This window comes from Leclercia sp. UBA1284, assembly GCF_002308415.1.
Taxonomy (GTDB): domain Bacteria; phylum Pseudomonadota; class Gammaproteobacteria; order Enterobacterales; family Enterobacteriaceae; genus Enterobacter; species Enterobacter pneumoniae.
In genome coordinates this window covers 1,929,213-1,945,790 of sequence record NZ_DBUS01000006.1, presented here as the reverse complement: position 1 = coordinate 1,945,790, position 16,578 = coordinate 1,929,213, and the positions used below count along the sequence as shown (strand labels likewise).

The window sequence follows — 16,578 nt, the reverse complement described above, 5'->3', positions numbered from 1 at the left end:
CATATGTCGCAAAAACGTATCTACGTTGCTGGCCATCGCGGGATGGTAGGTTCTGCAATTTGCCGTCAGCTATCACAGCAAGATAATGTTGAATTAGTTGTTAGAACGCATGAACAATTAGACTTAACCTCGCAATCAGATGTTACGGCATTTTTTGCTGAAGAAAAAATAGACCAAGTATATCTTGCTGCAGCTAAGGTTGGGGGTATTCATGCAAATAATACGTTCCCGGCAGAGTTTATTTACCAGAATTTAATGATTGAGTGTAACATCATTCATGCTGCGCATATGGTTGGAATTAATAAGTTGTTATTCCTGGGTTCTAGCTGCATTTATCCAAAGTATGCAGAACAGCCAATGCAAGAATCAGCACTTCTGACTGGTGTGCTTGAAGCGACTAATGAACCTTATGCAGTAGCTAAAATCGCAGGCATTAAACTTTGCGAATCATATAATCGTCAGTATGGATGTGATTATCGCAGTGTTATGCCAACAAATTTGTATGGCATGAATGACAATTTTCACCCTCAAAATTCACATGTGATCCCTGCGCTAATGCGTCGTTTCCATGAAGCTAAAGAGAGTGGTGCCTCAGAAGTTGTCGTTTGGGGAACAGGCACACCCATGCGTGAATTTCTGTACGTTGATGATATGGCTGCTGCATCTATTCATGTGATGAACTTGGATGAAAAAACTTATCAAGATAATACACAGCCAATGTTGTCCCACATCAATGTCGGTACTGGCGTTGATTGTACTATTCGCGAAATGGCTGAAACGATGGCCGCTGTAGTTGGCTTCCATGGTAAAGTGGTTTTTGATACCTCTAAGCCGGATGGAACGCCTCGCAAATTAATGGATGTGACACGTTTACAGAATCTCGGGTGGCAATATAATTTCAGTTTGCACGATGGTCTTGCATTAACTTATAAATGGTTCCTGGATAATATTGACACTTTCCGAGGGTAGTTAATGAATGCGAGATTAGAGTTACCACTATTTAAGACAATTGTCGCAAATACACCCCTAATCTCGATCGATTTCATCATAAGAAACTGTGAAGGAAAGGCGCTGTTAGGCCAGCGCCAAAATCGTCCTGCACAAAATTTTTGGTTTGTACCTGGTGGACGAATCTTCAAGGATGAATCTTTCGAGAGCGCATTTAAACGAATTAGCTTGGAAGAACTTGGAAAAGAAATTCTTTTGAGTGACTCAGCATTTCTTGGTGTTTATGAGCATTTTTATGATGATAATTATTTCGATGATAATTTCTCAACGCATTATGTCGTGCATGGATATTCATTACTCATTGAAGAACATGAATTAAGACTGCCAAAAATACAGCATAAAGCCTATCAGTGGTTCGATATCGATAATTTGCTCTCTAATGCTTCAGTGCATCAATACACCAAAAATTATTTCTTATCAAGGTAATATATATGTTACTTCCCGTCATTATGGCAGGTGGCTCTGGAACCAGGCTTTGGCCTCTTTCTCGCACACTGTATCCAAAACAGTTTTTATCATTAAATAGCAGTATGACGATGTTGCAAGAAACACTTCGTCGACTAGAGAAAGTGCAGCACAGTCCAGCTCTTGTAATTTGCAATGAGTCTCATCGTTTTATTGTTGCGGAACAATTGCGTAAAGAGGGATTGCAACATAGTGGTATCTTGCTTGAACCGGACGGTCGTAACACTGCACCAGCAGTAGCTTTAGCAGCATTGCAAGCGATAGCTGACGGGGATGATCCCATATTGCTGGTTCTTGCTGCCGACCACGAAATTCAGGATGAGGAAAATTTTACGCTTGCGATTGGTGAAGCAGAAAAATTTGCAAATCAAGGAAAATTGGTTACGTTCGGAATTATTCCTACTTCACCTGAAACAGGTTATGGTTACATTAAAACCGGTGAAAAGTTAAATGGCGATGGTTATAGAGTTGCAGCATTTATTGAAAAACCTGAATTGACCTTAGCTAAGGAATATTTAACCGATGGCGGGTATCTTTGGAATAGCGGTATGTTTATGTTTAAAGCATCCGTATTTTTAGAAGAGTTAGGGCGATTCCGTCCAGATATACTTTCAGCATGTAAAAAATCTCTGGCTAATTCAAAGCAAGATCTTGATTTCATCCGCTTAGATAATAATGAATTCCAATGCTGCCCTGAGGATTCAATTGATTATGCGGTGATGGAAAATACGGCTGAAGCTGTAGTTGTTCCTTTAGATGCTAAATGGAGTGATGTCGGTTCCTGGTCAGCACTTTGGGAAATTAGCCCGAAAGATAAAGATGGTAATGCCATACGTGGTGATGTGCTTTTACAGAACGCCTCAGGGAGTTATCTCTACTCTCAGCATAGATTGATTGGCGTGGTAGGAGTCAAAGATCTTGTGGTTGTTGAAACAAAGGATGCTGTGCTTGTTGCCCATAAAGACTCTGTACAACAGGTTAAAAGCATTGTTGCGCAATTAAAAGAAAAAAATAGAAGTGAATATCTGCAGCATCGTGAAATATTTCGCCCATGGGGAAGCCATGACACCATAGCAGAAGGTCAGCGCTATCAAGTTAAGCATGTCATCGTTATGCCAGGTCAAATTACAGCTAAACAAATTCATTACCATCGTACTGAACATTGGGTCGTTGTGTCAGGTACTGCAAAAGTACATTTTGAAGATAAAACCTGCCTGGTGTCTGAGAATGAATCTACTTACATACCTGTAGGTGTGCCCCACGCAATTGAAAATCCCGGAAAGATACCTCTTGAGATTATTGAGGTTCGTTCAGGGGTGTATTTAGAAGAAGACGATGTGGTTAGAGTTTCTTCGTCTGGAGTAGGTTATTAATGCGTATTTCGATCATTACGGCAACGTATAATAGTGAAAAAACATTACTTGATACTCTTCTCTCACTTGAACATCAATCTTACAATGATATCGAATATATAATTGTAGACGGTGCGTCAAAAGATAATACTGTATCTTTGATAAAAGATAACTGTTCGAAAGTCACAAAAATCATATGTGAATCTGATAAAGGTATTTATGACGCTCTGAATAAAGGTATCAATGCTGCTACCGGCGATGTTATCGGATTTTTACATTCAGATGATCTTTTGGCATATAATGATGTAATAAGTGATATTGCTGAAGTTTTCAAATCCACGGGTTGTGACGCCGTATATGGCGATCTTGAATACGTTTCACAAAATGATATAGGCAAACGCGTTCGACTCTGGAAAAGTGGCGTTTTCAGTCGCGCTAAAATGCAGCTTGGCTGGATGCCTCCTCATCCTTCTTTCTACATGAAACGTTCTTGTTACGTCGAATATGGTAATTTCTGCCTTGATTATCGTATATCTGCTGATTATGACTCTTTGCTGCGTTATATTCTAAAGCAGCGTATCGAAATCAGTTATTTACCTAAAGTGCTGGTAAAAATGAGAGTTGGCGGTATCAGCAACCGTTCTGTATCTTCGATGATTACAAAATCTCTTGAAGATATAAAGGTTATGAGAAAAAATGGAATTTTATGGCCAGTGGCGCTGGCATATAAAAACCTTTCAAAACTACCACAATTTATCAAGAAGTAACGAATATGTTAACTACACAAAATGTCATCACTAACAGTGGTATTGCGTTTGGTACGAGTGGTGCGCGAGGATTAGTAGCAGACTTTACTCATAATGTATGCGCTGCATTTGCACATGCTTTCCTGCAGATCATCAGTAAAAATTATAATTTTAAAACCGTTGCAATAGCAATTGATAATAGACCTAGTAGCTATGAAATCGCGCAGGCCTGTGCTGCTGGAATCCAACAGTTAGGGTATAATGTAGATTACCATGGGGTCATACCTACTCCTGCGCTTGCATATTATGCACTTAAAAACACTATTCCTTGCATAATGGTAACAGGCAGTCATATTCCGTTTGATCGAAATGGACTTAAGTTTTATCGACCTGATGGAGAAATTACCAAAGCTGACGAAACAGCTATTATTAATAGCGACTTTGTTTTCTCATCAGTGAGTGAGTTACCATCTCTTTCTGTCAATAGTGATGGAGCAAACGCTTATATTTCCCGTTATACTTCTTTATATGATAGTGCGATACTTAAAGGTAAGCGCATTGGAATATATGAACATTCAAGTGCTGGTAGAGATTTGTATGCTCCACTTTTTCATAAATTAGGTGCTGAGGTTATTTCATTGGGACGCAGTGATGAATTCGTTCCTATTGATACTGAAGCTGTAAGTGATGAAGACCGTAAGTTAGCTAGAGATTGGGCTGAAAAACTCAAACTTGATGCAATTTTTTCAACAGATGGGGATGGTGACCGTCCGTTGATCTCCGACGAAATGGGGAATTGGTTACGTGGGGATATACTTGGGCTTTTAACTGCACAAGCACTAGGTATAGAAGCTCTGGCAGTGCCAGTAAGTTGTAACACTGTTATAGAACTTTCTAATAATTTCAAAAGGGTTGAACGTACCAAAATTGGCTCTCCGTACGTTATTGCCGCATTCAGTTCTTTATCAAAACATTATAAATCAGTAGCAGGCTTCGAAGCTAATGGGGGTTTTCTTTTAGCATCCGATTTAAACATTAATGGTAATGATCTCGCTGCTTTACCAACGCGCGATGCAGTATTACCAGCATTAATGCTATTAGTGGCATCATGTAACGAAAACATTTCCTCGTTAGTTAATAATCTACCGCAACGCTTCACGTGGTCTGACCGTATTAAGAATTTCCCAACCGAACAGAGCAAAAAAATATTGGCCTGGGCATTATCTACGCCTAATGATTTTCTTAAAGAAATTTTTTCTGAGGTGATCGATTATCATATCATCGATCAGACAGATGGCGTTCGATTTACTTTCACCAATGGTGATGTTGTCCATCTTCGCCCATCGGGCAATGCGCCAGAGTTGCGTTGTTACACAGAAGCTGCAGATGAAGAACAGGCGAAAGGGCGAGTAGCGTTTATATTGAATAAAATTCAGTCGATGTAGTTTTGCGTCAGGCACTTGATGAATTTTTCAGCGTCTTATAATTATAAGTCACTATGATTTATAAAATATTAATAGATTACCTAAGAATTAGGGCATCTTACACTACACAGCTTCATACGACCTGAGTTAACATCGAATACACATTTCAAGCCGCGCGCATGTCGCGGTGACCACACCTGACAGGAGTATGTAATGTCCAAACAACAGATCGGCGTTGTCGGTATGGCAGTGATGGGGCGCAACCTGGCGCTCAATATCGAAAGCCGTGGTTATACCGTCTCCGTTTTCAACCGCTCCCGTGATAAGACCGAAGAAGTGATTGCCGAGAACCCGGGCAAGAAACTGGTTCCGTTCTACACGGTGCAGGAGTTCGTTGAATCTTTGGAAACGCCTCGTCGTATCCTGTTAATGGTGAAAGCGGGTGCAGGTACAGATGCTGCTATCGATTCACTGAAACCATATCTGGATAAAGGCGACATCATTATTGATGGCGGTAATACCTTCTTCCACGACACCATTCGTCGTAACCGTGAACTGTCTGAGGAAGGCTTCAACTTCATCGGTACAGGTGTATCCGGCGGTGAAGAGGGCGCTCTGAAAGGTCCATCTATCATGCCTGGTGGCCAGAAAGAAGCATACGAGCTGGTTGCGCCAATCCTGACCAAAATCGCCGCAGTTGCTGAAGATGGTGAACCTTGTGTGACCTATATCGGTCCGGACGGTGCAGGTCACTATGTAAAGATGGTTCACAACGGTATTGAGTACGGCGACATGCAGCTGATCGCTGAAGCTTACGCATTGCTGAAACGTGGCCTTAACCTCTCCAACGAAGAGCTTGCGGAAACCTTCACCGAGTGGAACAACGGCGAGCTGAGCAGCTACCTGATCGACATCACTAAAGATATCTTCACCAAGAAAGACGAAGACGGTAAATATCTGGTTGACGTGATTCTGGATGAAGCTGCGAACAAAGGTACCGGTAAGTGGACTAGCCAGAGCTCTCTGGATCTGGGCGAGCCGCTGTCTCTGATTACCGAATCTGTATTTGCGCGTTATATCTCTTCCCTGAAAGAGCAGCGTGTCGCCGCATCTAAAGTGTTGAGCGGTCCACAAGCTAGACCTGCCGGTGACAAAACGGAATTCGTTGAGAAAGTGCGTCGTGCGCTGTACCTCGGCAAAATTGTTTCCTACGCTCAGGGCTTCTCTCAGCTGCGCGCTGCATCTGACGAGAACAACTGGGATCTGAACTACGGCGAAATCGCGAAGATCTTCCGTGCAGGCTGCATCATCCGTGCTCAGTTCCTGCAGAAGATCACCGATGCTTACGCAGAAAATGCCGGGATCGCGAACCTGTTGTTGGCGCCTTACTTCAAACAGATCGCGGATGACTACCAGCAGGCATTACGTGATGTTGTGGCTTATGCGGTTCAGAATGGTATTCCGGTACCGACATTCTCCGCTGCTGTTGCATATTACGACAGCTACCGTGCTGCTGTTCTGCCAGCAAACCTCATTCAGGCACAACGTGACTACTTCGGCGCGCACACTTATAAGCGTACTGATAAAGAAGGTGTGTTCCACACCGAATGGCTGGATTAATCTGATTTAAGTCAGCATGCTATGCGAGCCCGGTATATGTTACCGGGCTTTTTTTTGCGCCAGAATGCCCATGGTGACTCGGTTTATCATTTCTGGCCTCGCTGAGCCTGTAAAAATCGCTGCAATTCGTGCTTAATGTATAGAGGTAACTTCCTTGACAGTCGCTCGGCTTAAGGGGTAAAAACCCCAACAGTTGTATATTGCGCTGGCGTTGTTTCGCCTCCAGATTCTTACCAATTAAGACGTTAAACGAATGAAAATAACTATCTCCGGAACAGGTTATGTCGGTCTCTCAAATGGGATTCTGATTGCGCAGCACCACGAAGTGGTAGCGCTGGATATCGTGCAGGCGAAGGTTGATATGCTTAACCAAAAAGTGTCGCCAATCGTGGATAAAGAGATTCAGGAGTATTTAACCACTAAGCCGCTCAATTTTCGTGCCACTACGGACAAGCAAGATGCTTATCGAAATGCTGATTACGTCATCATTGCAACTCCTACTGACTATGACCCGAAGACTAACTATTTCAATACTTCCAGCGTTGAAGCGGTTATTAAAGATGTCACAGCGATCAACCCAAATGCGGTAATGATCATAAAATCGACCATCCCGGTAGGTTTTACGCAGTCGATTAAAGAGAAGATGGGAATTGATAACGTCATCTTTTCTCCTGAATTCCTGCGTGAGGGGAGGGCGTTGTATGACAATCTCCATCCTTCACGAATCGTCATTGGCGAGCGTTCAGAACGTGCAGAGCGATTCGCTGCTTTGCTTCAGGAAGGGGCGATTAAGAAAGATATTGAAGTGCTGTTTACAGATGCCACCGAAGCCGAAGCCATTAAACTCTTTGCCAACACTTACCTGGCCATGCGCGTTGCCTACTTCAACGAGCTCGATAGCTATGCCGAGAGCCTGGGGCTGAATTCCAGACAGATCATTGAAGGGGTTTGTCTCGACCCGCGGATTGGCAATCACTATAACAATCCCTCTTTTGGCTACGGTGGTTATTGCTTGCCAAAAGATACGAAGCAGCTGCTGGCTAACTACCAATCGGTGCCAAACAACATTATTTCGGCAATCGTGGATGCCAACCGCACACGTAAAGACTTTATTGCCGATTCCATCCTGGCGCGCCAGCCAAAAGTGGTCGGTATCTATCGTTTGATCATGAAGAGTGGTTCCGATAACTTCCGCGCGTCCTCTATTCAGGGGATTATGAAACGTATCAAGGCGAAAGGTATCCCGGTCATCATTTACGAGCCGGTAATGCTGGAAGATTCTTTCTTCAATTCCCGTGTGGTTCGTGATCTGGCGGCTTTCAAAGAAGAAGCCGATGTCATTATCTCTAACCGTATGGCAGAAGAGCTTATCGACGTTGCCGACAAGGTCTACACCCGCGATCTCTTTGGCAATGATTGAAAACCTTGAATGCCCGGCTTGTCCGGGCATTATTTTTATATTGCACCAGCTTTCATCAGGCTAACTATAGGAAAAATTCATCCTGAAAAGGCAATCCGAAACTGCGTATTTAGGTTGGATATGTCGTACTCATTTCTTTATGCTTCGTCGATTTCCTATAGAAATTCATGCAACAACCGATAAACTGTATTGATAACTTTATGCCTTGTGGTTTTTCATTGTTAAGGATTATATGACGTACAATAACAACAACGTGGTCTCACGAAGCAGTGACCCGGAACAGATTGATTTAATTGATCTTTTATTACAGCTCTGGCGTGGAAAATGGTTGATCGCTGCGTTTGTTGCCATTGCTATTGTCATTGCTGGCGCCTATCTGATGATGGCTAAAGAACAATGGTCATCATCCTCAATCATTACTCAGCCTGATTCCGCTCAAATTGGCCCCTACAGCAACGCTTTAAACGTACTTTATGGCAATTCTGCACCCCGCCTGCAGGATATCCAGGCTAACGTGTTCAATCGCTATAATGCTGCAATTTCAGCTTTAGCTGGCACCCTGGAAAATAAAGACGCGCCTGAAAAATTGTCCATCGAGCCGGTTGTAAAAGGCCAGCCTGCACCCCTTCAGGTTAGCTATGTGAGTGATTCCGCGAAAGCCGCGCAGAAGCAGCTCGCTGTATACATTCAGGAGATTGATGAGCAGATCGGCAAAGAGTTGTTCAGCGATCTCAAAGATAACATTGAGCAGCAGGTTGCGACCCTGAAGACCTCGATTGAAAACCAGGAAGAGATTGCGCAAGAGCAGAAAGACCTGCGCATCAGACAGATTAGTGAAGCGCTCAAATATGCTGAGGCGGCCAACGTAACCAAACCGCAGATCCAACAGACGCAGGATGTTACTCAGGACAGCATGTTCCTGCTGGGGACCGATGCCTTGTCGACGATGGTGCAACGCGAGTCTTCGCGCCCATTGACCTTTGCGAATGACTATTATCAGAACAAGCAGCGCCTGCTGGATATTGAAAAGCTCAAGATTGAGCCGACGTCCATTCATGGCTATCGCTACGTTATGAAGCCAGACCTGCCTATTCGTCGCGACAGTCCTAAGCGCAGTATTACGGTTATCCTGGCCGTGCTTCTCGGCGGTCTGATCGGCTCTGGTTTCGTCCTCGGCCGGAACGCACTGCGAAATTACCAGCAGAAAGCGTGATGATTCATTAAGTGAAAAAAAACCGGGTTTCCCCGGTTTTTTTATTTGTGTCTTTTACGCAAGTTTTCAATAACCGTCGTTAAATCCAGCTCCTGATCCTGAAGCAGCACCAGCAGGTGATACATCAAATCAGAGGCTTCATTGGTCAGTTCGTCGCGGTCATTTACCGTCGCAGCGAGAGCGGTTTCTACACCTTCTTCTCCCACTTTCTGCGCGATACGTTTGGTACCGCTGGCGTAAAGTTTTGCAGTATATGAGCTGTCCGGGTCGGCCGTTTTACGTTCTGCTAAAAGTTGCTCCAGCTGATATAAAAACAGCCACTGGTGGCTGGCCTCACCAAAGCAACTGCTGGTACCCAGATGGCAGGTTGGGCCGATAGGGTTAACCAGCACCAGCAGGGTATCGTTATCACAGTCCGGCGTGATGCTCACCACATTTAGGAAATGGCCCGAGGTTTCACCTTTGGTCCATAAACGCTGTTTAGTACGTGAGAAAAAAGTCACTTTACCGGTGGAGAGGGTCTGCTGCAGGGCATCCTGATTCATATACCCCAGCATTAGCACTTCGCCCGATACCGCGTGCTGTACCACGACCGGCATCAGGCCGTCGGTTTTTTCCCAGTCCAGCTGCGCGCGTTGTTGCTCTGTTAACATACCCGTATCTCCACGCCCTGGTCCGCCAGGAACGTTTTTAACTCACCAATATTAATTATCTGCTTGTGAAACACCGATGCGGCCAGCGCACCGTCGACATTAGCGTCGCGGAAGGCTTCCAGGAAATGCTCCATCGTTCCGGCACCGCCAGAAGCGATCAGCGGCACGTTGCACACGGCGCGAACTTTGCTCAGCTGTGCCAGGTCATACCCGTTGCGTACGCCGTCCTGGTTCATCATATTCAGTACGATTTCGCCCGCTCCGCGTTTTTGTACCTCCTGCACCCAGTCGAGGGTCTCCCACTGCGTTACCCGGGTGCGGCTTTCGTCGCCGGTATATTGGTTAACATGATATTTGCCGGTGGCTTCATCAAACCAGGTATCAATCCCCACCACAATGCACTGTACACCAAAGCGATCCGCCAGACGGGTAATTAGCTCCGGCTCTGCCAGGGCAGGGGAGTTGATAGAAATTTTATCAGCGCCGAAGGAGAGGATTTTTGCAGCATCCTCTGCCGACTTGATGCCTCCCGCCACGCAGAACGGAATATCAATCACTTCTGCGACGCGTGCCACCCAGCTTTTATCCACCACGCGGCCATCGCTTGAGGCCGTAATATCGTAAAAGACCAGCTCATCCGCGCCTTCATCGGCATAGCGTTTGGCCAGCGGGACGATGTCGCCGATGATCTCGTGGTTGCGGAACTGCACCCCCTTTACCACCTGACCATCGCGTACGTCGAGGCAGGGAATTATCCGTTTTGCCAGCATTGAATTGCCTCCGTCACCGTAAATTTCTCTTCCAGCAGGGCGCGTCCTACGATCACGCCACGCACGCCTGTCCCACGCAGGGCAGCAATATCATCCAGCTCACCAATACCACCTGAAGACTGGAACGCCACCTGCGGATAACGGGCACAGACTTCTTCGTACAGCGAGACGTTCGAGCCCGCGAGGGTGCCATCCCTGGAGATATCCGTGCAAAGGACATGCTTTAGACCAACCGGGAGATAAGTATCCACCAGTGCTTCCAGGGTGACGCCGGAGTTTTCCTGCCAGCCGCTTACTGCTACCTGCTTCGTACCCTGGTCGTCAATACGTACGTCCAGCGCTAATACCAGCGCGTCAGCGCCAAAGCGACGAAACCAGCCTTTCACCGTTTCGGGATCTTTTACCGCAGTAGAACCGACCACCACGCGCGCCACGCCCGCGTTAAGCAACGCCGCCACATCTTCTTCAATACGTACGCCACCACCGACCTGCACCGGCACGTTCACGCCGGCAACCAGTTTTGTCAGGAGGGAGATTTGGCGCTTGGTGGGATCTTTTGCGCCGGTAAGGTCTACAAGGTGCAGTACTTCAGCCCCCTGAGCGGCATAATCTTGCAAACGCGGCAGCGGATCCTTGCCATAATCGCGCTGCTGGCCGTAGTCGCCCTGGTGCAGACGAACAACGGTGCCGTCAATCAAATCTAATGCTGGAATAATCATTACATCTCCAGGAAGTTTTTCAGCAGCTGTGCGCCTGCGGCACCCGACCGCTCCGGGTGGAACTGCACGCCATAGAAGTTATCTTTCTGCACCGCTGCGGTAAATGCTTCGCCGTATTGGCACTGGGCAATGGTGTAAGTGTTCACTGGCATGGCGTAACTGTGCACAAAGTAGAAATAGGCGCCATCCTCAATGCCCTGGAACAGGCGATTACCCGCTTTCGGGTAGACGCGGTTCCAGCCCATATGCGGCAGCGGCAGACCGTGGTCGGTCATTTTGGGGACGTCCTGCTCGATAATATCCAGCAAATCCACGCCGTTACTCTCTTCGCTACGGCGACCCAGAAGCTGCATGCCGAGGCAGATACCCAATACCGGTTGGGTGCAGGCTTTGATCAGTTCGACTAACTCACGCACGTGGATCTGGTCCATCGCGGCCTGGGCGGTGCCCACGCCGGGTAAAAACAGTTTGTCGGCGCGCAGCACAATATCGGCATCACGGCTCACCACGGGGTCATAACCGTGACGGGCAATGGCCGATTTTACCGAGTTCAGATTGGCGCAGCCGGTATCAAGGATCACCACATTCATTACAGCACTCCCTTCGACGACGGCAGGGCGTCACCTTCCACACGAATAGCCTGGCGCAACGTACGGCCGAAGGCTTTAAACAAGCTCTCTACGCGGTGGTGATCGTTCTTCCCTTTGGTTTTTAGGTGTAGGGTTACACCCATGGTGTAGGAGAGTGAACGGAAGAAGTGCTCGACCATCTCTGTGCTCAGGTCGCCGACGCGCTGATAGGTAAAATCGGCTTTGTATTCCAGGTGCGGCCGACCCGAAATGTCGAGGGCACAGCGTGCCAGGCACTCATCCATGGGCAGCACAAAACCAAAGCGGTTGATGCCACGCTTGTCCCCCAGCGCCAGCTTGAGGGCTTCGCCCAACGCCAGACCGGTATCTTCGACGGTGTGGTGATCATCAATATAAAGGTCACCTTTAACGGCGATCTCCATGCGAAAACCGGCGTGGGTACAGATCTGATCCAGCATATGGTCAAAAAAACCGACGCCGGTGTGGATTTTGCTACCGCCTTCGCGATCCAGCCAGACCTTCACATCAATTTGCGTCTCTTTGGTATTACGCTCAACGTGAGAGTAGCGGTCGCGTTTCGTGAGTTGTTCGCCAATCATGGCCCAGTTAAGGTCGTTAGCGTTGTAACGCAGGCCAGCGATGCCCATGTTCTCCGCCAACTGAATGTCGGTGGGGCGGTCGCCAATGACATAGCTGTTAGCCTTATCGAGTACCGCGTCTGCCAGATACTGCTCTACCAGCTTGACCTTCGGCTTACGGCATTCGCAATTATCCGCCGGCAGGTGCGGACAGATAAGCACGTCATCGAACACCACCCCCTGCGAGGAGAGGATCTGCATCATCAGGTTATGCGGGCCGTCAAAGTCTGCCTGCGGGAAGCTGACGGTACCCAGCCCATCCTGATTGGTGATCATTACCAGTTTGAAACCGGCTTTCTGCAGCTTCAGCAGAGTAGGGATCACGTCGGCTTCAAAGGCCAGTTTGTCGAAACGATCGACCTGATAATCGCTGGGGGGCTCCGAAATAAGGGTGCCGTCACGATCGATAAAGAGGGTCTTCTGGCTCATACTTTCTCCGCATTCAGGGCGTCGATAACGCGCTGGCTCTCTTTACGGGTGCCGATGGTGATGCGCAGGCAGCCGCTCAGGGAAGGTTGTTTATTTTGATCCCGTAAGATAATGCCCTGATCCCACAAAGATTTAAATACTGAGCTGGAGGCGGTAAAGCGCACCAGGATGTAGTTCGTTTCCGAATCGAATACCTGTTCAACGCAGGAAATGGACTTTAAAGCGTTCACCAGGTACTGACGTTCAACAAGGATCTGCGCCACGCGGTCACGCATCGCGTTAATGCCCCGCGGAGCCAGCGCCTGGGCCGCGATATCAGCAACTGGCGTAGAGAGCGGATAGGGCGCGATGACCTTCATCAGCAGGTCAATTACCGGTTTATTGGCCAGGGTAAATCCACAGCGCAGCCCGGCGAGGGCGAAGGCTTTCGATAATGTACGCAAGATCACCAGGTGCGGATACTCATCCAGCCAGCCTGCCAGCGTCGCCTGCGGGCAAAACTCGATATAAGCTTCGTCTGCCACCACCAGTGCTTTCCCGCGAGTCATCTCCAGCAGGGTGCGGATATCCTGCGGATTGATCTGTTGCCCGGTCGGATTATTCGGGCTGCAGACAAACACCACCTTCACGCCGTCCAGATTATCGGCGATAGCCTGCAAATCGAGCTGCCAGTCGTCGCGGGCAGCCACTTTGCGCAGTTCCACGTTGAAGGTTTCGGCGCTCACGCTATACATACCGTAGGTTGGCGGGCAGTAGAGCACCGCGTCCTTGCCTGGCTCACAGAACGCGCGAATCAGCAGTTCGATGCCTTCGTCAGCGCCCCGGCTAACCAGCACCTGCTCCGGCTTTACGCCGGCATAAGCGGCATAATTTTCAATAACCGCCTTTGGCTGGCATTCCGGATAGCGGTTGAGCGTTTGTTGAGTGAGGGGATACTCCACAGGTGTGGGGAATTCATTGGCATTCAGCCAGACATCGCCGCTTCCGCCCAGACGACGAGCAGACTGATACGGGGTCAGCGCGCGGATGTTGTCGCGGGCCAGCTCTTCAATGTTCATGCTTGCTCCTTCAGGGCTGCAACGCGCAGCGTAACGGCATTCTTATGGGCGGTCAGGCGTTCTGCAGCGGCCAGGGTTTCGATGGTCGCCGCCAGGGAGGCGAAGCCTTCACGAGAGAGTTCCTGCACAGTCATCCGTTTCTGGAAATCTGCCAGTCCCAGGCTGGAGCAGGTAGCGGTATAACCATAGGTTGGCAGCACGTGGTTCGTCCCCGAGGCGTAATCGCCGGCGGATTCGGGTGACCAGTCGCCCAGAAACACCGATCCAGCGCTGGTAATGCTGTCGACCAGGTCACGGGCATTGCGGGTCTGAATGATCAGGTGTTCTGGTCCGTAGAGGTTAGAGATCGCCACGCACTGGGCAAGGTCACTGGCCACAATCAGACGGCTGGCAGATAACGCCTGGCGGGCCGTCTCTGCACGGGGGAGATCGGCCAACTGGCGCTCTACGGCTTCGCCCACGCATTGTGCCATGCCCGCATCCGGCGTCAGTAAAATCACCTGAGAATCGGGGCCGTGCTCTGCCTGCGACAGGAGATCGGAGGCAACAAAGTCAGGCGTAGCACCGCTGTCGGCGATCACCAGCACTTCAGAAGGGCCGGCAGGCATATCAATGGCCGCACCGTCCAGACGCTGGCTCACCTGGCGCTTGGCTTCGGTCACGAAGGCATTGCCAGGGCCAAAGATCTTATCCACGCGAGGAATCGAATCGGTGCCCAGCGCCAGAGCTGCGATAGCCTGCGCGCCACCCACGTTGAAGATATCCTGCACGCCGCACAGCTGTGCGGCATAGAGGATCTCATCGGCAATTGGCGGAGGAGAACAGAGCACCACTTTACGGCAACCCGCAATGCGTGCCGGGGTCGCCAGCATTAATACGGTAGAAAAGAGAGGGGCTGAGCCCCCCGGGATATAAAGGCCGACAGAGTCAATCGGGCGGGTTACCTGCTGGCAGCGCACGCCTGGCAGGGTTTCGATATCGACGTTTTGCAGTTTCTGCGCCGTGTGGAAGGTGTCGATATTCTTTACAGCAACGGCCATCGCCTGCTTCAGTTCATCGCTCAGGCGCGCGCTGGCGGCATCAATCTCTTCCGCACTGACCTTCAGGGCACCCACCTCGGTTTTATCGAACTTAGCACCGTATTCACGCAGTGCGTCATCGCCACGTTTTTTGACGTTTTCGAGAATCTCCGCAACGGTACGGGTAATGCTGTCGGAGGCGGAGATCGCCGGGCGCATCAGTAATTCTCCTTGCTGCGCGGCACTACAGCTATTCCAGTCGATGATTGTGTTAAAGCTCATGGCCATTACTCCATCATCTTCTCAATAGGCAGTACCAGGATAGAGCTGGCACCCAGCGATTTCAGTTTTTCCATGGTTTCCCAGAAGAGGGTTTCGCTGCTCACCATGTGCATTGCTACGCGCTGCTGATCGCCTGCCAGCGGAAGAATGGTTGGGCGCTCGGCACCCGGCAGTAGGGCAATCACTTCGTCCAGACGCTCGGTCGGGGCGTGCATCATGATGTATTTGGATTCACGCGCCTGGATAACGCCCTGGATACGGGTCAGCAGGCGGTCAATCAGCTGTTGTTTGGCATCAGGCATCTCGCCATCGCGCTGAATCAGACAGGCTTTTGAACGGAACATGACTTCCACTTCACGCAGGCCATTCGCCTCGAGGGTCGCACCGGTGGAAACCAGGTCACAGATGGCATCGGCCAGTCCGGCGCGCGGCGCGACCTCAACTGAACCATTCAACAGACAGGATTTAAATTGCACCCCTTTCTGGTCGAGGTAACGCTTCAGCAGGTGCGGATAAGAGGTGGCGATGCGCTTACCGTTGAGGGAGGCCGGGCCGTCCCAAGCTTCGTCAGCCGGGGTTGCCAGCGACAGGCGGCAACCGCCGAAGTCCAGACGACGTAGCGTAAAGTAACGCGGATCCTCACCCTGCGCACGGCGGGTCAGTAGCTCTTCTTCCAGCACGTTCTCGCCAATAATGCCCAGATCCACCACGCCATCCATCACCAGGCCTGGAATATCGTCATCACGTACGCGCAGAATATCAATCGGCATATTCTCTGCCAGCGCGATCAGGCGCTGTGTGTGCAGGTTAATCTTAATGCCGCAGCGCGCCAGAAGTTCGCGTGAATCGTCGCTCAAACGGCCTGATTTCTGAATAGCTATGCGTAAACGTGAATTATCTAACATTGTTGGTTCCTCGTGATCCTGTTTTAACCTGTCTGAATACGATCCAAAAAAAAGCCCCCGGAAGAAGATCTTCCGGGGGCTTTTCTTGCGTTCATGCACCACTGGAAGATCTGAATGTCTTCCAGCACACATCGCCTGAAAGACTAGTCAGGATGATGGTGATGATGGTGGTGTTTAAATGGAACGCGTGTCATAAAATTCTCGATGAATGCTTATTCATGTGATGTCTTTTAACCTAAACCACTTGTGTCACTGAAAGCAAGGGCT

17 protein-coding genes and 1 other annotated feature are annotated in these 16,578 nt (G+C 48.9%); of the genes, 8 read left to right on the top strand and 9 right to left on the bottom strand.

Going from position 1 to position 16,578, the window contains the following annotated elements; all coding sequences use genetic code 11:
* Nucleotides 1–3 precede the first annotated feature (3 nt).
* The 8 genes from fcl to wzzB all read left to right on the top strand — a co-directional run bounded on the left by fcl (nt 4) and on the right by wzzB (nt 9,248).
* A complete protein-coding gene (fcl, locus tag B3511_RS12650) occupies nt 4–969 on the top strand; it encodes a GDP-L-fucose synthase (RefSeq protein ID WP_286782637.1) in 966 nt (321 codons plus the stop codon).
* 3 nt (nt 970–972) lie between these two features.
* A complete protein-coding gene (locus B3511_RS12645) occupies nt 973–1,434 on the top strand; it encodes a GDP-mannose mannosyl hydrolase (protein WP_286782635.1) in 462 nt (153 codons plus the stop codon).
* Nucleotides 1,435–1,439: 5 nt separating this feature from the next.
* Complete coding sequence (locus B3511_RS12640; RefSeq protein ID WP_286782633.1) at nt 1,440–2,846, top strand: mannose-1-phosphate guanylyltransferase/mannose-6-phosphate isomerase; 1,407 nt, start codon at nt 1,440–1,442, stop codon at nt 2,844–2,846.
* Complete coding sequence (locus tag B3511_RS12635; protein ID WP_286782631.1) at nt 2,846–3,592, top strand: glycosyltransferase family 2 protein; 747 nt, start codon at nt 2,846–2,848, stop codon at nt 3,590–3,592. The genes B3511_RS12640 and B3511_RS12635 overlap by 1 nt, the downstream gene beginning before the upstream one ends.
* A 5-nt stretch (nt 3,593–3,597) precedes the next feature.
* Nucleotides 3,598–5,016, top strand: a complete 1,419-nt coding sequence (locus B3511_RS12630; protein WP_286782630.1) for a phosphomannomutase — start codon at nt 3,598–3,600, stop codon at nt 5,014–5,016.
* A gap of 192 nt (nt 5,017–5,208) precedes the next feature.
* Nucleotides 5,209–6,615 (top strand): NADP-dependent phosphogluconate dehydrogenase, encoded by a 1,407-nt coding sequence (gene gndA / locus B3511_RS12625; RefSeq protein ID WP_286782628.1) that lies wholly within the window; start codon nt 5,209–5,211, stop codon nt 6,613–6,615.
* A gap of 253 nt (nt 6,616–6,868) precedes the next feature.
* Nucleotides 6,869–8,035 carry a UDP-glucose 6-dehydrogenase gene (ugd, locus tag B3511_RS12620; protein ID WP_286782626.1) on the top strand — a complete coding sequence of 389 codons (1,167 nt, stop codon included), beginning with the start codon at nt 6,869–6,871 and terminating at the stop codon, nt 8,033–8,035.
* 232 nt (nt 8,036–8,267) lie between these two features.
* The gene (gene wzzB / locus B3511_RS12615) at nt 8,268–9,248 is read left to right on the top strand and encodes an LPS O-antigen chain length determinant protein WzzB (RefSeq protein ID WP_286782624.1); all 981 of its coding nucleotides are present in this window, start codon (nt 8,268–8,270) and stop codon (nt 9,246–9,248) included.
* A 41-nt stretch (nt 9,249–9,289) separates the two neighbouring features.
* Here the strand turns inward: wzzB and hisIE are convergent, their stop codons facing one another.
* The 9 genes from hisIE to hisL form a co-directional block, all read right to left on the bottom strand.
* Entirely contained in the window at nt 9,290–9,901 is a 612-nt protein-coding gene (gene hisIE / locus B3511_RS12610; RefSeq protein ID WP_286782622.1) for a bifunctional phosphoribosyl-AMP cyclohydrolase/phosphoribosyl-ATP diphosphatase HisIE, read from the bottom strand.
* Entirely contained in the window at nt 9,895–10,671 is a 777-nt protein-coding gene (gene hisF / locus B3511_RS12605) for an imidazole glycerol phosphate synthase subunit HisF (RefSeq protein WP_040074922.1), read from the bottom strand. The genes hisIE and hisF overlap by 7 nt, the downstream gene beginning before the upstream one ends.
* Nucleotides 10,653–11,390: a 1-(5-phosphoribosyl)-5-[(5-phosphoribosylamino)methylideneamino]imidazole-4-carboxamide isomerase gene (gene hisA, locus B3511_RS12600; protein ID WP_286782620.1), complete on the bottom strand. Its 738-nt coding sequence runs from the start codon at nt 11,388–11,390 to the stop codon at nt 10,653–10,655. The genes hisF and hisA overlap by 19 nt, the downstream gene beginning before the upstream one ends.
* The gene (gene hisH / locus B3511_RS12595) at nt 11,390–11,980 is read right to left on the bottom strand and encodes an imidazole glycerol phosphate synthase subunit HisH (protein ID WP_286782619.1); all 591 of its coding nucleotides are present in this window, start codon (nt 11,978–11,980) and stop codon (nt 11,390–11,392) included. Before hisH ends, hisA begins: the two co-directional genes overlap by 1 nt.
* The gene (hisB, locus tag B3511_RS12590; protein ID WP_212477803.1) at nt 11,980–13,047 is read right to left on the bottom strand and encodes a bifunctional histidinol-phosphatase/imidazoleglycerol-phosphate dehydratase HisB; all 1,068 of its coding nucleotides are present in this window, start codon (nt 13,045–13,047) and stop codon (nt 11,980–11,982) included. Before hisB ends, hisH begins: the two co-directional genes overlap by 1 nt.
* Nucleotides 13,044–14,105 carry a histidinol-phosphate transaminase gene (gene hisC / locus B3511_RS12585; protein ID WP_286782617.1) on the bottom strand — a complete coding sequence of 354 codons (1,062 nt, stop codon included), beginning with the start codon at nt 14,103–14,105 and terminating at the stop codon, nt 13,044–13,046. The genes hisB and hisC overlap by 4 nt, the downstream gene beginning before the upstream one ends.
* Nucleotides 14,102–15,406, bottom strand: a complete 1,305-nt coding sequence (gene hisD, locus B3511_RS12580) for a histidinol dehydrogenase (RefSeq protein WP_286782616.1) — start codon at nt 15,404–15,406, stop codon at nt 14,102–14,104. Before hisD ends, hisC begins: the two co-directional genes overlap by 4 nt.
* Before the next feature lie 5 nt (nt 15,407–15,411).
* The gene (gene hisG / locus B3511_RS12575; RefSeq protein ID WP_040074928.1) at nt 15,412–16,311 is read right to left on the bottom strand and encodes an ATP phosphoribosyltransferase; all 900 of its coding nucleotides are present in this window, start codon (nt 16,309–16,311) and stop codon (nt 15,412–15,414) included.
* Nucleotides 16,312–16,356: 45 nt separating this feature from the next.
* Nucleotides 16,357–16,479, bottom strand: a sequence feature (His leader region).
* The gene (hisL, locus tag B3511_RS12570) at nt 16,455–16,505 is read right to left on the bottom strand and encodes a his operon leader peptide (protein WP_154298781.1); all 51 of its coding nucleotides are present in this window, start codon (nt 16,503–16,505) and stop codon (nt 16,455–16,457) included. (Overlaps the previous feature by 25 nt.)
* Nucleotides 16,506–16,578 lie beyond the last annotated feature (73 nt).